13 protein-coding genes are annotated in these 15,132 nt (G+C 68.1%); all 13 read right to left on the bottom strand.

The genetic code is table 11. From position 1 onward, the window contains the following. Positions 1-67 precede the first annotated feature (67 nt). Complete coding sequence (locus AACH40_RS10840; RefSeq protein WP_169493132.1) at positions 68-280, bottom strand: cold-shock protein; 213 nt, start codon at positions 278-280, stop codon at positions 68-70. A gap of 204 nt (positions 281-484) precedes the next feature. Then, positions 485-1,168 (bottom strand): response regulator transcription factor, encoded by a 684-nt coding sequence (locus AACH40_RS10835; protein WP_338642422.1) that lies wholly within the window; start codon positions 1,166-1,168, stop codon positions 485-487. Next, positions 1,165-3,807, bottom strand: coding sequence for a sensor histidine kinase KdpD (locus tag AACH40_RS10830; RefSeq protein WP_338642421.1), 2,643 nt, complete (start codon positions 3,805-3,807; stop codon positions 1,165-1,167). The genes AACH40_RS10835 and AACH40_RS10830 overlap by 4 nt, the downstream gene beginning before the upstream one ends. After that, complete coding sequence (gene kdpC / locus AACH40_RS10825; protein ID WP_338642420.1) at positions 3,804-4,400, bottom strand: potassium-transporting ATPase subunit KdpC; 597 nt, start codon at positions 4,398-4,400, stop codon at positions 3,804-3,806. Before kdpC ends, AACH40_RS10830 begins: the two co-directional genes overlap by 4 nt. A gap of 12 nt (positions 4,401-4,412) precedes the next feature. Beyond that, a complete protein-coding gene (gene kdpB / locus AACH40_RS10820; RefSeq protein ID WP_338642419.1) occupies positions 4,413-6,410 on the bottom strand; it encodes a potassium-transporting ATPase subunit KdpB in 1,998 nt (665 codons plus the stop codon). A 53-nt stretch (positions 6,411-6,463) separates the two neighbouring features. Further along, a complete protein-coding gene (kdpA, locus tag AACH40_RS10815) occupies positions 6,464-8,167 on the bottom strand; it encodes a potassium-transporting ATPase subunit KdpA (RefSeq protein ID WP_338642418.1) in 1,704 nt (567 codons plus the stop codon). Positions 8,168-8,182: 15 nt separating this feature from the next. After that, positions 8,183-8,272: a K(+)-transporting ATPase subunit F gene (kdpF, locus tag AACH40_RS10810; protein ID WP_169493126.1), complete on the bottom strand. Its 90-nt coding sequence runs from the start codon at positions 8,270-8,272 to the stop codon at positions 8,183-8,185. Between the two features lie 93 nt (positions 8,273-8,365). Next, positions 8,366-8,665 (bottom strand): hypothetical protein, encoded by a 300-nt coding sequence (locus tag AACH40_RS10805; RefSeq protein ID WP_338642416.1) that lies wholly within the window; start codon positions 8,663-8,665, stop codon positions 8,366-8,368. 152 nt (positions 8,666-8,817) lie between these two features. Further along, positions 8,818-10,710 (bottom strand): DUF3604 domain-containing protein, encoded by a 1,893-nt coding sequence (locus tag AACH40_RS10800; RefSeq protein ID WP_338642415.1) that lies wholly within the window; start codon positions 10,708-10,710, stop codon positions 8,818-8,820. Positions 10,711-10,729: 19 nt separating this feature from the next. Continuing rightward, positions 10,730-11,752, bottom strand: a complete 1,023-nt coding sequence (locus tag AACH40_RS10795; protein ID WP_338642414.1) for a HupE/UreJ family protein — start codon at positions 11,750-11,752, stop codon at positions 10,730-10,732. Continuing rightward, complete coding sequence (locus AACH40_RS10790) at positions 11,752-12,645, bottom strand: peptidyl-prolyl cis-trans isomerase (protein ID WP_338642413.1); 894 nt, start codon at positions 12,643-12,645, stop codon at positions 11,752-11,754. The genes AACH40_RS10795 and AACH40_RS10790 overlap by 1 nt, the downstream gene beginning before the upstream one ends. A gap of 80 nt (positions 12,646-12,725) precedes the next feature. Then, positions 12,726-13,679, bottom strand: a complete 954-nt coding sequence (locus AACH40_RS10785; RefSeq protein ID WP_169493121.1) for a TauD/TfdA dioxygenase family protein — start codon at positions 13,677-13,679, stop codon at positions 12,726-12,728. Positions 13,680-13,725: 46 nt separating this feature from the next. Next, a complete protein-coding gene (locus AACH40_RS10780; RefSeq protein ID WP_338642412.1) occupies positions 13,726-15,108 on the bottom strand; it encodes an MFS transporter in 1,383 nt (460 codons plus the stop codon). Between the last annotated feature and the right edge of the window lie 24 nt (positions 15,109-15,132).

The raw sequence follows: 15,132 nt of genomic DNA, 5'->3' as shown, positions 1-15,132 counted from the left end.
CTGCCGACGCGAAGGCCGGCTGCGACTGGCGCCGGACGATCCTTTGCAGGAACGCCCGGCAGCCGGATCAGTCGACCGACTGCAGGTTGACCGCGCTGGTCTTGCCGCGCTGGTCGGTTTCGAGATCGTAGCTCACGCGCTGGTTCTGGTTCAGCGTGCGCAGGCCGGCGCGCTCGACGGCGGTGGCGTGGACGAAAGCGTCCTGGCCGCCGGTTTCAGGCGCGATGAAGCCATAGCCCTTGTCGACGTTGAAGAACTTGACGGTTCCGGTGATAGCCATGTGCGTATCCTTTCAAAAACGGCTCTCCGAAAGGCGGGAGCCTCTAGCTGCAAGGGGCAGGGATTGAGGGAAACGCAGCAGCCGCGAAGCGCCGAAAAACCGTCAGTGTGCGACTGGTAGCCTCGCCTATGTAGGGACGATCGGGCGCCATACAAGGACAATCGTGCGAATGGCGAAGTTTGCTGGGCGCTCTGGCCCTGCGGATCACGCGATCAGGCGGTAGCCGACGCCGGGTTCGTTGCGGATGGCGCTGCGTTCGACATCGACGTCTTCAAGCTTGCGCCGCACCCCGCGCGCCGCGACGCGCAAGTATTCGACGTCGTTTTCATGGCCCTGGCCCCACACGGCGCGCAGCAGCTGGGCGTGCGAGACGACGCGGCCGGGATGGCGGCACAGTTCGGCAAGAAAGCCGTATTCCTTGGGGGTGAGGTGCACCTCTTCGCCCCGGCGGGTGATCCGGCGGGCGGCGAGATCGACCTCGACTTCGCCGAAGCCGACGATGCTGTCCTCGCTGCCCTGCTGGCGTCGGGCCCGCAGCGCGGCGCGGATGCGGGCGAGGACTTCGTGGGTATCGAACGGCTTGGTCACGTAATCGTCGGCGCCGAGATCGAGCGCGGCGACCTTTTCCTCCGTGGTGTCGCGCGCCGAGACGACGAGCAGCGCCGCGCCCGCCGACTTGACCAGCGGCACCAGCTCCATGCCGTCACGATCAGGCAGGCCGAGATCGAGCAGCACCGCATCGGGCTTGTCGATCGACATGGCGGCCAGCCCGGCGCGCGCATCGCCCGCCTCGATCACATCGTAGCCTTCGTGGCCAAGGCTGCCGCGCAGCAGGCGGCGGATGGCGGGTTCGTCATCGATGACGAGGATCTTGAGGCGCAGGGTCATTCGGGTTCGCTCGGTTGGCGCAGGCGGTCAGGCGGGAAGCGGATGGTAAAGCATGCACCCGGCCCGTCGTTCCGGTTGGCGGCGATCGCATCGAGCTGCATTGCCTTGCAGAAACCGCGCACGATGGCGAGGCCAAGGCCGGTGCCGCCCTTGCGGTCTGAGCCTTCGAGGCGGGTGAAGGTTTCGAACACGCGTGCTTCGCTACCGGGGGGAAGGCCGGGGCCGGCGTCGATGACCATCAGGTCCAGCCCGTCGCCCCGGCGCGCGGCAACGATGGCGATCGGGCCTTCGCCACCATGGCGCGCGGCGTTTTCGATCAGGTTGATCAGGCAATGATGGAATAGGCGCGGATCGACCAGCGCAAGCGGCAGGTCTGGCGCGATGTCGATGCGCAGGGGCTGCGTGCCCAGCGCGCGGCGCAGGTCGTGCACGGCGCTGGCCACGGCTTCGGCAAGGTCCACCGGCTCGATCGACAGCGCGATAGCGCCGGCTTCGATCCGCACCATGTCGAGCAGGTTGGCGACGAAGCGCTGCAGCCGGTCGGCCTCTGCCCGGGCGACGCCGAGCAGTTCGCGCTGTTCGTCATCGCGCGGCTCCAGCGTGCGCAACGAGCCGAGCACGGCAGTCAGCGGGGTGCGCAGATCGTGGCTGACCGAGGAAAGCAGCGCGGCGCGCAGGCGGTCACGCTCTTCGAGCGTGCGCACGTCGGCGGCTTCCTGTTCGAGCCGGATGCGCTGCAGCGCGAGCGCGGCCTGATCGACCAGGCTGCCGAGCAGGGGAAGCTGGTCGGAGCGGACGGGCAGGGCGCCATCGCCGCGCGCCACGCCCAGCGTGCCGAGCGTGGCCCCGCCGGCCATCAGCGGGGTGAACAGCCATTCGCAGGCGGTCAGCGTGCTCGACCCGCGTCCGGCGGGTTGGCCCTTGTCCACGCTCCAGCGCGCGGCGGCGAGATCGAGTGCGGCGAGCGGGGTTTCGGGCGCGGTCGTGGCGAGGATCGACAGGTCGTCGGCCGAGCCCAGCAGCAGCACCGCGCGCACATCGAGCAGGCGCGCGGCTTCGGCGCAAAGCACGTCGCCCAGCGCTTCGGGCCGGGCCATGCCGGTCAGCGTGCGGGCAAAGCCAGCGAGCGCCGCGCTCTGGCGCGCGCTGCGGGCCGCGAGCAGGGCCTGCGCGCGCAGTCGGGCGGCGAGCTGACTGGCCACGGCGGCGACGAGCAGCAGGACGCCCACGGTAATGATGTTCTGCGGATCGGCGATGGTGAAGGTGCCGGTCGGCGGGATGAAGCAGAAGTTGTAGGCGAGCGAGGCGACAAGGCCGGTGAGGATGCCGGTGGCAAGCCCATAGCGGGTCGCGGCAAACAGCACCGGCAGCAGGTAGAGCAGGCCCACGTTGGTGATGTTGTTGCCCCGCGCGAAGATCGCCTGGCCGAGCGCGGTGACCAGCGCAGTGGCGAGGAACGAGGGCACGAGGCCTGCCGGGATGCCCGGCATGGGCGGGCGCAGGCCGTGCCCCGCCGCCTCGGCATGGCTGGTCTGGACAAGGTGAAGCGAAAGCCCCGGCAGGCGGCGGGCCAATGGGCGGGCGTGGAGCCGGCGCTGCCAGGGCCAGCGGCGCGGCTGCGGGCGGCCGATCACGAGCAGGGTGGCGCGCGTGTCCGCCGCCGCATCGGCCAGGCCATCGACCACGCTTGGCCCGGACAGCGTCAGCACTTGCCCGCCGAGCTGGGTGGCAAGCTGCATCGCCTGCGCCAGATGGGCGGCGGCGGGGCCGCTGCGCTCGCCCGTGGTTTCGATGTGGACAGCCGTCCAAGGCGCACGCAACGCATCGGCCAGCCGCTTGCCCGCCCGCACGACTTCGCTCGCCACCGGGTTGGCGCCGACCGCGACAAGCAGGCGTTCGCCCACCGCCCACGATCCCCCGGTGGCCGATGCGCGCAGATCGTCGAGCATCTGCGCATCGACCGCCTGCGCCGCGCGGCGCAGCGCAAGTTCGCGCAGGGCGGAAAGGTTCGATTTCGAGAAGAAGTGATCGAGCGCCCGCGCCGCTTCGTGGGGGACGTAGACCTTGCCTGCCTTGAGCCGGGTGATGAGCTCGTCAGGGGGCAGGTCGACAACTTCGATCTCGGCATTGTCGAGCAGGCGGTCGGGCACCGTTTCGCGCACCCGGACATGAGTGAACGAGGCGACGACATCGTTGAGGCTTTCGACGTGCTGGATGTTCAGCGTTGTCCAGACGTCGATCCCGGCGGCGAGCAGTTCCTCGACATCCTGCCAGCGCTTGTCGTGCCGGCTGCCCGGCGCGTTGGTGTGCGCGAATTCGTCCACCAGCACCAGCGCCGGGTGGCGGGCGAGGATGGCGTCGAGGTCCATCTCCTCGAGCGGCTGGCCACGATGCGCGATGCGCGCGCGGGGCATGATCTCGAACCCGACAAGCTGCGCCTGGGTTTCGCTACGGCCATGGGTTTCGACGACCCCGACGACGACGTCCAGCCCACCCGCGCGGCGGGCGGCGGCGTCGCTCAACATCTCGTACGTCTTGCCCACGCCCGGAGCCGCCCCGAGGAAAACCTTGAGGCGGCCGGTGCTGGCGCGCGCGGCGGCGCGCAACAGGGCGTCTGGATCGGGGCGGGCAGGGCTCACGTCGGTCCGTTTGCCCCCGAAGCGGCCATCGCGTCGAGCGCGATGTTGAGTTCTAGCACATTGACGCGCGGTTCGCCCAGAAGGCCGAGCAGCGGGCCTTCGACATGGTCCTGCACCAGCGTGCGGACGCGCGCCTCTGGTAGGCCGCGGGCCTTGGCGACGCGGCTCACCTGAAGAAAGGCCGCCTCGGGGCTTACATGGGGGTCGAGCCCCGAGGCGGAAGTGGTCACCAGGTCAGGTGGAACGAGGGAACCCGGTGAGGATGGGATGGACTTGAGCGCATCGCGCACACGGTCGTGCAGCGCCTGCGAGGCGGGGCCCAGGTTGGAGCCGGACGAGGCCGCCGCATCGTAGCCATTGCCGGCGGCCGAGGGGCGACCGTGGAAGTAGCCGGGCGCGGCGAACTGCTGCCCGATGAGGTGCGAGCCGACGACCTTGCCACGCTCCACGATCAGGCTGCCATTGGCTTGCTGTGGCATGGCGACTTGCGCCACGGCGGTGATCGCGGCGGGATAGGCAAGGCCGAGCAGCCCTGCAAAAAGGCCGGTCATGACCAGTGCCGGACGAAGGCTGGCGACGAATTCCTTGAGCATGGAAGCGATCCTTCAGGCGAGGTGGAGCGCGGCGACGACGAGGTCGATCGCCTTGATGCCGATGAACGGGGCGACGAGGCCGCCAAGGCCGTAGACGGCAAGGTTGCGGGCAAGCAGCGAGCCGGCGTCCATCGGGCGGTAGCGCACGCCCTTGAGCGCGAGCGGCACCAGCACGGGGATGATCAGCGCATTGAACATGATCGCCGAAAGGATCGCGCTCTGTGGGCTGGCCAGCCGCATCACGTTGAGCACGCCCAGCTGCGGGTAGAGCACGATGAACATCGCCGGGATGATCGCGAAGTACTTGGCGACATCGTTGGCGATCGAGAACGTGGTCAGCGCGCCGCGCGTCATCAGCAACTGCTTACCGAGGCCGACGATCTCGATCAGCTTGGTGGGGTCGCTGTCCAGATCGACCATGTTGCCCGCTTCGCGCGCGGCCTGGGTGCCGGTGTTCATCGCGACGCCGACGTCGGCCTGCGCGAGCGCGGGGGCATCGTTGGTGCCATCGCCACACATCGCCACCAGCTTGCCGCCTTGCTGTTCACGGCGGATCAGCGCGAGCTTGTCCTCTGGCGTCGCTTCGGCGAGGAAATCGTCGACGCCGGCTTCGGCGGCGATGGCGGCGGCGGTCAGCGGGTTGTCGCCGGTGATCATCACCGTGCGGATCCCCATGCGGCGCAGTTCGGCAAAGCGTTCGCGCACACCGGCCTTGATCACGTCCTTCAAGGCGACGACACCCAGCAGCACGCCGTCCGATGCGACCGCCAGCGGGGTCTGTCCGGCGCGGGCGATGGTTTCGGCAATCTGGCGCAGTTCGGCGGCGGTCGCACTGCGTTCGCCCTGCGGGTTGGCGCGCAGGATCGCATCGACCGCGCCCTTCTGCACAAGGCGTCCGTTGTGGGCGAGGCCGGAGATGCGGGTCTGCGCGGTGAAGGGGATCACTTCGGCGCCGTCCGGCACGCCCTGGCGGACAAGTCCGTGCAGTTCGCCCGCAAGGCGCACGATCGAGCGGCCCTCGGGCGTTTCGTCGGCAAGGCTGGCCAGCAGGGCGGCTTCGGCGAGCGTTTCGGGCATGACGCCGGACAGCGGGCGAAAGGCGCTGGCCTGACGATCGCCGATGGTGATCGTGCCGGTCTTGTCGAGCAGCAGGACATCGACATCGCCCGCCGCCTCGACCGCGCGGCCGGACTTGGCGAGGACGTTGAAGCGCACCAGGCGGTCCATGCCGGCGATGCCGATGGCCGACAGCAGGGCCGCGATCGTCGTCGGGATCAGCGTGATCAGCAGCGCGGCCAGCACGGCCACGGGGATGCGGCCACCGGCATAGTTGGCAAAGGCTGGGATCGTGCCGACCGCGATCAGGAAGATCAGCGTCAGCCCCACGAGCAGGATGGTGAGCGCGATCTCGTTCGGCGTCTTCTGCCGCTGCGCGCCTTCGACAAGGGCGATCATGCGGTCGAGGAAGCCTTGCCCCGGCTCTTGCGTTACCCGCACGACGATGCGGTCGGAAATGACGCGGGTGCCGGCCGTCACGGCGCTGCGATCGCCGCCGGCTTCGCGGATCACGGGCGCGCTTTCGCCGGTGATCGCCGCTTCGTTGACGCTGGCAACGCCTTCGATGACTTCGCCGTCCGCCGGGATCAGGTCTCCGGTTTCGACCACCACGGTATCGCCCCGGCGCAGCGTTGCGGCGGGCACCTGTTCGCCCGAGGGGAGGCGGGCGACGAGATCGGACTTGGTGGCGCGCAGCGATGCGGCCTGGGCGCGGCCACGTCCTTCGGCCAGCGCTTCGGCAAAAGTGCCAAACAGAACCGTCAGCCAGAGCCAGACAATCAGCTGGAGCTGGAAGCCGAGCGAAAGGCCGCTGCCGCCGACGAACAAGAGCACGCTGAGCAGCGCGGCGACCACGGCGGTGGTGAACAGCACCGGGTTCCTGACCAGCTCGCGCGGGTTCAGCTTGCGGAAGGCGTCGCCGATGGCGGGCAGGACAAGCTCGCCCGAAAACATCGACGTGGCTTTGGAGGTTTCTTGGGACGCTGATTGGGACACGTTCATGGTCCTCAGTAAAGCTTGCCGGACAGCAGGGTCAGGTGGTCCGCCACCGGGCCGAGCGCGAGCGAAGGCAGGAAGGTGAGGCCGCCGACGATCAGGATCGTGGCGACGAGCAGCCCGATCCACAGGCCGCCGGTGGTCGGGAACGATCCCGATGTCGCGGGGGTGTGCTTCTTGGCGGCAAGGCTGCCGGCGATGGCCAGCACGGGGACGATCACGAGGAAGCGTCCCAGCCACATCGCAACGCCAAGAAGGCCGTTGTAGAAGGGCGTGCCCGCGGTAAGCCCCGCAAAGGCCGAGCCATTGTTGCCGGTGGCCGAGCTGAAGGCATAGAGCACTTCGGAGAAGCCATGCGGGCCCTTGTTCAGGGGGCCTGCAAGACCCGCCGGCAGCACCACGGACAGCGCGGTGAAGCCGAGGATGCAGAGCGGCAGGATGACGATGGCCAGCACCGCCAGCTTGACCTCGCGCGCCTCGATCTTCTTGCCGACGTATTCGGGCGTGCGACCGACCATCAGCCCGGCGATGAACACCGCGAGCAGGGCATAGAGCAGGAAGCCGTAGATCCCCGACCCGACGCCGCCGATCACGATTTCGCCCAGCTGCATGTTGAACATCGGCACCAGGCCGCCGATCGCGGTGAAGCTGTCGTGCATGGCGTTGACCGCGCCGCAGGATGCAGCGGTGGTGACGACCGAGAACAGCGCGCTGGCGGCAATGCCGAAGCGCACTTCCTTGCCTTCCATGTTGGCGCCGGCAAGGCCGATCTGGTGCAGCGCGGGGTTGCCCGCGGCTTCCTGCCAATACGTTACCGATGCGCCGACAAGGAACAGCGCAAGCATGGCGGCAAGGATCGCCCAGCCCTGGCGGGTGTTGCCGACCGCCTTGCCGAAGGTGAAGGTAAGCCCCGCACCGAGCACGAAGATCGACAGCATCTGGACCAGGTTGGTCAGCGCGCTGGGGTTTTCGAACGGGTGGGCGGAGTTGGCGTTGAAGAAGCCGCCACCATTGGTGCCAAGCATCTTGATCGCCTCCTGGCTGGCGACGGGGCCAAGCGCGATCGTCTGGCGCGCGCCTTCGAGCGTCGTGGCATCGATGCTGCCGGCGAAAGTCTGCGGCACGCCGCAAAGCACCAGGAACAGCGCGTAGAGGATCGAGGCGGGCAGCAGCAGGTAGAGCGTGACGCGCGTCATATCGGCCCAGAAGTTGCCGACCGTTTTCGTCGCGGTGCGCGCAAAGCCGCGGAACAGCGCGAAGGCGATGGCAATGCCGGTTGCGGCCGACAGGAAGTTGTGGATCGTCAGGCCCAGCATCTGCGACAGGTTGGAAAGCGTCGCCTCGCCCGAATACCACTGCCAGTTGGTGTTGGTGACGAAGGCGATGGCCGTGTTCATCGCGCCATCCGCGCCGACGCCGGCAAGGCCGCGCGGATTGAGTGGCAGCACGCCCTGCAGGCGCAGGACGGCGTAGGTGAACAGCGTCGTCACCAGCTGGAACATCAGCATGTGCACGGCATAGGCCTGCCAGCTTTGCTGACGGTCAGGATCGATGCCGGACAGGCGATAGAACCCGCGCTCGATCGGGCCGGCGACGCGGTGGAGCGGGGTGGTGCGGCCTTCGTACAGCGCGAAGAGCCACAGCCCGAACGGCTTGGCCAGCAGCGCGACGAGCGCGGTGAAGCCGAGGATGAGAAGCCAGCCGGCGAAAGTCATGACGGTGGGCCCTTCTCAGAACCGCTCGGGCCGCAGCAGCGCGGCGACGAGATAGACGACGAGGCCCGCCGCGGTGATCGCGGCGAGCAGTTCGGGCAGATGCATGGGAAAAGTCTCCTCAGGCGCTTTCGCACAGGCGCAGGAAGGCTAGCGTGGCGAGGACGAGGCCGGCGAGCACGGCGATCCAGACGAGATCGGTCACGACCGGTGGCGCCGACGTTCGGGCAGCCACGAGCGCGGCGGCGCAGGCTGCGGGCGGAACAGTTCGCGCCCGCCGACGAGCAGGGTCAGCCCGCTCCACGCCAGCAGGACGACGGCGAGCGAGAGCAGCAGGGCAAGCGCGCTGGCGCCGCCAAAAATGTGCTGTTCGCGTTCCTCGAACGCGCCGGTGGCGACAGAGGCGGCCAGCACGGCCGCGCCGGTCAGCCGCAGCGCGACGCCAAGGCGGCGGGAACGCGGACCTTGCGCGGCGCGGCGAAGGCTTTGGGTGGAAATCATCTCGGGCTCCTTGAAGGATAGCGCGAGAGACGATGTGGGCCGCGTGCCCGTTAAGCTTCCACGGGAAAGGCGGCGCGCGGGCGTAAAGAACCCATAAGCAAAACGGGGAGGCACGCCCGGCGCGCCTCCCCGTTCAATGCACGGCGCTGCGATCAGCGGCTGCGTGTGGGCGTGTACCAGATCGGCGAGGACCAGGCGCGCTGCTGGATCGTCGGCGCGACTTCCTTGGGCAGCGGCAGGCCGAACTCGATCGCGCGCAGGGTGGACCAGCGCGGGGTCGGGATTTCCAGCACGCGGACGTAGTAGACTGCGGCCTGGTCGGCCTTGAAGGTGGGATCGGTCCACACCGTGGCGAGGCGGGCGGCGCCGATCGAGTTGTCCCACTTGCCGGTCTTGAGATCGACCGTATTGCCGATGGGCGCCAGCTTGCCAGTCCTGGAGTCGACCTTGCGGGCGCCGCCGGCGGCATTGCCCCAGGCAACGTCGAAGATCCTTTCCTGCTGCTTGCCGCCTTCAAGGAAGACCTTGACCACCTGCACGCGGTCGAGATTGCCGCTCAGCGGATCCTTCACCGCCTCGATCACGAAGTTCGGCGCCTTTCCGGCGCGCGCCTGCGGCAGGTCGCCGCCCATCGGCACGCTGAGCTTGTAGGCATCGTGCACCCAGTTGGGCTTGGCCACGAAGCTGCGCGAAAAGTCCCAACCGCCGAAGAAGCGCACCATCAGGCGGCTTCCGCTGGTGGCATAGGTCTCCTTGCGGCGAAACGCGGCGTAGAGCGCGTCGCGCGTGTTGGCCTCTGCCCACACGCCGGTCAGGGCACCGGGGCTGAGGATCACCGGATTGAGGCCGACGGTGTGGCCAGGCGCAAGGCCGAGCTGTTCCTTGGCAGTGTCGCCTTTCAGCTTGCCGCCGCCCAGGTTCGCGCCGGCAATGCCGCCGTATTCCTGTGCGGTGCTGACCTGCAGCCCGCCGTGCAGATCGCTCGATCCTTCCGCACCGTCCTTGTAGGGGTTCACGCCAAGCTTCTGCTGCAGCACGAGCCCGCGACCCAGCGCATCGCGCCAGTAGGAACCGGCCGGCTTGCTCGGGGTGTTGCCGAGCAGCAGCTTGTCGAAGATTTCGTAGTTGGCGAATTCGTCATTGGCCGAAAGCGCCGGGTGGGTTTCGCTGGTGCCCTTGTTCTGCGAGACTTCGGACAGCGGCTCGTTGGTGGCGCGCAGCTGGGCCCAGGCTTCGTCGATCGGCTTTCCGTCAAGCGAGGTCCAGTCGTACATCAGCCCGTTCGAGGCGTTCCCGTTGTGCGGAATGGCCAGCGCTTCGTAGCCTTGTCCCCGGATCTTCGAAAGCCAGGTCCACAGGTCCTTCGGATCCTTGCTGTCGATTGCGGTGAACGGCGCGGGCGCCTTGTCGCCCTTGAAGATCACGTTGCGGTGCAGGTTCGCGCCGCCCGGCATCGAGGTCCATTCATAGGCGATGAAGGCGGTGAACTTGCCCGGTTCGTTGAACTTGTTTGCCGTCTCGATCTCGCGCGCCCAGGTGGAGGCTGCCACCTGATCGGCATTGCCGCCCAGCGGCTTGCCACTGGTGATCAGCAGCGCGATCTTGATGAAGTTGGCCGCCCCACCTTCGCGCGCCAGCTTGCCGATGTCGGAAAGCGAGAATGTGCTGTTGGGATCGTCGAGCTGGTTGAACACGCCGAGGTTCTCGGAGTGGTCGGTGACCGCTTCGAAATCCAGCGGGAAGCTGCGCTTGATCGGCTGGCCCAGGTACTGGATCGTGTCGCCGCGCGCGAAGTGATAGGCATCTTCGGGCGTGGTGCGCGTGCCCATCAGCACATAGGCGTCGAACGAATTGGTGGTGTGGAGGTGCAGGTCGCCGAAGAAGGCCTGCTTGTCCGGAAACGTCTGCACCCCGGCCGGCTGCGCCGCGGCGCTTGCGGCGCCGACCGGCTGGCTGGCCGAGGCGGTGCCGAAGCCGATCAGCAGATGGTAGGCGAGCGGTGCGGCGATGGCAGCGCCGGCAAGCCAGCGGGTACGCTTGGTCATGGTAAGTCCCCTCCTGTCGTCATGCAAAGTCGATCACGGCGTGGAACCGCTCGAGAAACCAGAAAAACGAGAACGAGCCGATCGCGTAGCTCGCCGCCGTCCAGGCGATGCGCGGCGTGGCGGCGGGCCAGCGCAGCCGCTTGAGGCCCCACAGCGCGGCCATGACAGCGGCAACGAACAGCAGCTGGCCGATCTCGACGCCGACGTTGAACAGGAACAGCGAGGCCGGGATGTTGCCTTGCGGCAGGCCGATCTGCTTGAGCGCGCCGGCGAAGGCAGCGCCGTGGAGCAGGCCGAAACCGAAGGCGACCAGCCATGGCTGGCGCTGGGTCAGGCCATCGGCGCCGCGCTGCTTGCGCACCAGTTCGACCGCGAGGAACAGGATCGACCAGGCGACCATCGCTTCCACCAGCGCAGGATCGAGCGCCATCACGTGCAGCGCGGTAAGCGCGAGCGTGATCGAATGGGCGATGGTGAAGGCGGTGATGGTGCGCAGCAGCTGCCGCCAGCCCGAGCTGAGCAGCAACAGGCCGAACACGAACAGCAGGTGGTCGATGCCGGTCAGGATGTGTTCGATGCCGAGCACGAGATAGGCGGGAACGGCGGCACCGGCGTGGGCGTCGATCGTCATCGCCGGCTCACCCGGGGTCAGCACGCGGCTTTCCTCGTCGCCATTGGCAAGGTGGATCAGGACGAGCGTGTCAGTGATCGTCTGGTCCAGCCCATCGACCCGCACTTCGCGGCCATTGAGCCCGTTCGTGCCAATGTCGACCCCATCCCAATGGCGGATCTCGAAATTGGTGGCGCTTTCGACGCGGCTTGCCTTGCCGTCGATCAGCCCGCCCGAAATGCGCGGGCGCAAGGGCACAACCAGCATGCCGATGGACGGCTGCTTCCAGGTGACGTCGGCCTTGCCATCCGCGCGGGCGGTGATCTCGAGAAAGGCGGGCCGCACTTCGTGCGCACAAGCGCCCGTCGAGCCGGCCATGGCTACGCCGACAAGCAGCGCAAAGAGCGCGAGAAGGGCGCGGATCCGCCGCATCAGCGCACCTGCGGCACGGTTACGGTGTAGCGCGCGCGCAGTTGCTGCCACGCCTGGTCATTGCGCGCCTTGCGGTCCGCCTCGATCCAGTCGCTGCGCACATCGGCGCGGGCTTCGTCAAAGCTGCGCGGATGGGCGGCGCTGTGCTCCGTCACGCGGACGAGATGCCAGCCGAAGCCCGAACGGAACGGGCCCGTCCACCGGTCCGTGGGCGCGGCGAAGACGTTCGCGGCAAAGCCTGTGCCGCCGAATACGCGGTCAACGTCGTCGCGGGCGAGCGAGACGATCCGGGGCGGTCCGGGAAAGGTGTCGCCCGGCGCGGTTTCGGGATGGGCCAATGCGGACGTGGCGAGTGCCCTGGCCGCAGCATCCCCGCGCTGATCCGGCGCGAAGTAGCGTTGTTCGAACGAAACCTTGGCGGGCGCGGCGAAGCGGTCGCGGTGCGAGCCGTACCAGCCGCGCAGTTGCGCCTCGCTCGGTTCACGCGGGGCGGCCTGGTCCTGCTGCAGGAAATCGAACTTCTGGGCGATGCGGCGGCGGACGATCTCGTCGTTGCGGTCGAGCCCGAGTGCGAGGCCTTCGCGCAGGTAGATCTCTTCGCGCACGGCGTTGTCGATCATCGTGCGCATCTGTTCGGGCGTTGCCTGCGCGCCATATTGCTGGGCGTAGGAGTTGGCGATGCGCAGCACGTCGGCGTTGGTCAGCGTGAGGTTGTAGCGCGACTGGCGCTCCTCGATCACGTGGCTGATCACGAAGATGCCGATGCCGATGGCGACGAAATGGGTCAGCGGTTCGCGCAGAAGGCGGCGCAGCAAGGGCTGGCGTGCGGGCGCTGGATGGCCTGGCGCCAGGGGCGCTTCCCAGCCGTGGTCGGTTTGGGCGTCACGGTACATCGGGGCGAACCTTCGCATCGGGAAATGGGTGGAGGCGACCGAGGGGGCCGCCTCCGAGGGAGCGTGTCAGGTAAGGCCGATCAGGCCTGTTCGTACTGCGTGGCCTTTTCCTTGCGCACGATGCGGCTGGTGCGGCCGTCGATGCCCACCGGCACTTCGCCCGCCACGGTCGCGCGGCGCAGGGTGCGGCGCTGCAGGCCGAAGTCGGCCACGGCGCGGTGCTGGGTCGACTGGTTGTCCCAGAACGCCACGTCGCCCTTGCGCCAGTTCCAGCGCACGACGTTTTCGGGGCGGGTGATGTGATCCTGCAGGATCTGGAACAGGCGCGCCGAATCCGCCTGGTTCAGCCCGACGAACTGCTTGACGAAGTGGCCCAGCAGCAGGCTGCGCTGGCCCGAGACGGGGTGGACGCGGACCACCGGATGTTCGGTTTCGTAGACGGTCGAGGCGAAGACGTTGCGGTTGAAGGCCGAACGGTTCTTCTCCGCCTCGTCGTTCTTCGGCGCGTTCTGCAGCACGGCGGCATAGTCGTAGACGTTGGTGTGCACCGCCCAGAGGTTGTTCACCAGCTGGCGCAGCGATTCCGGCAGGCCTTCGTACGCCGTCTCGCCGTTGGCCCACAGCGTGTCGCCGCCCGCTTCGGGAATGGTGATCGCGCGCAGGATCGAACCCTTGGGGTAGGCATCGACGAAGGTGACGTCGGTGTGCCAGCTCGACGCGGCGTAGCCTTCCTTGCTGTCAAGCTCGAGCAGGTAGCGCGAACCTTCGGCGACCGGCACGGTCGGGTGCGCGACCGGATCTCCGAACAGCGCGGCGAAGGCTTCGTGGGCTCCATCGTCGAGTTCATGCTGATCGCGGAAGAACACCACCTTGTGGCGGACGACGGCGTCCTTGATCGCCTGAACGGTGCTGCCGTCCAGATCCCCCGACAGGGTCACGCCGCGTATTTCGGCGCCGATGGTGCCGGTCACGGGGCGGATGTCGAGCGGCGAGGCGGGGTCCTTGGCGTTCGCGTAGGTCACGATTGCAGTCATTTCACGTCTCCTCAGGGATGTCGGGGGCACTTCAGGGGGGAGGGGATCATTCTGCCGGAACAAGCTCGGGCACCCGGGCATCGAGCCTGCTGCGGATTTCGGCGTGGGCGCGGCTGTCGAGCGGGAAGCCGGCGACGAGCGCTGCGGAAAGGGCATGGGCGAGGGCCGGGCCGAGCGCGAAAACCAGCACCAGCGCCTCGAGTGCCTGCGGCGGGTTGACCACGCCGCGCGGATCGAAGCCGAAGGCCGACACCAGCGGCAGGGCAATGCCCACGGCCAGCGCGCCGCCGAGCTTCTGCGAGACGCTGAACACCGAGTAGTACAGCCCGACGCGGTCCTCGCCGGTTTCGACGCGGTGATGGTCGGCGATGTCCGCCACCATCGAGCGCAGCATGAGGTTGCCCGAACCCTGGCTCAACCCCTGCAGGAAGGCGAGGAACAGCATCAGGCCGAACCGGTCCGGCGTCAGGAAGACGAGGCCGAGGTTGATCGCGGTCTGCACGAGTTCGGCGAGCACTGCAGCGCGGCTCTTGCCCAGCGCCTGGCCGATGCGCTGCCAGATCGGCCCGGCCAGGATGCCGAACGAATACTGGAACAGGAACATGCCGGCGGCCCATTCGGGCTTGCCGAAGTAGATCGTGATCACGAACAGCAGCAGCGCGGTGCGCACGCCTTGACCTGCGGTGACGGCGGTGTCCGAAGCGAGCACGCGCAGCAGCAGCTTGTTGGCAAAGACCGCGCGCAGCGTGGCCTTGAGATCGAACGGGCCCTGTTCGCCCGGCACGGCGCTGCGATCGGGCAGGGCGGTCAGGGTGAGCCACAGGCTGGGCACGGCGGTGCCGAGCACGAGGATGCCGAACAGCGTCAGCCGCAGCGGGCCATCGTCGGGCCGCAGCTGGTCCGCGATCGCCGGCAGCACCAGCGTGAGCACCAGCGCCGAGGCCGAAAGGAAGGTGAAGAGCGAGGCGATGCGCGTGCGTTCATGGTAATCGCCGCTGATCTCGCCCGACCAGGCGAGCAGCGGCGTGACCGTCGCCGCAGCGCCGGTGTAGTAGAGCAGCACCGCGATCGAGACCCAGGCCACGCTGACGAAGCCGGCGGGCGGGAAGAACAGCATCGCGCAGCCGATGATGAACAGCAAACCGCCGCCCGCGATCCACGGCCGCCGCCGCCCGAAGCGGCTGACGGTGCGGTCGGACAGCGCGCCGATCACCGGATCGAGCAGCGAATTGAGCGCCTGGCCAATCAGGAACAGCACGCCGAGCGAGGCGAGCGGTATGCCATAGTGGCGCGACAGGATTGCCGGCACGAAGGCCACCACCGGCTGCGCCGCAGCATAGATCGGCACGGCCATCGCCGAGAAGCGCAAGAGCCGCGTCCTGCCCAGCACGTCAGAGGGGCGATCCTCCGTTGCGGTATGAAAGGGCATGACGCAGCTCCCTGGTCGTCTGGC

It is taken from the genome of Novosphingobium olei (assembly GCF_037076535.1).
GTDB lineage: Bacteria > Pseudomonadota > Alphaproteobacteria > Sphingomonadales > Sphingomonadaceae > Novosphingobium > Novosphingobium olei.
The sequence above is the reverse complement of the archived record's forward strand: the minus strand, read 5'-3'. Positions and strand labels throughout refer to the sequence as shown.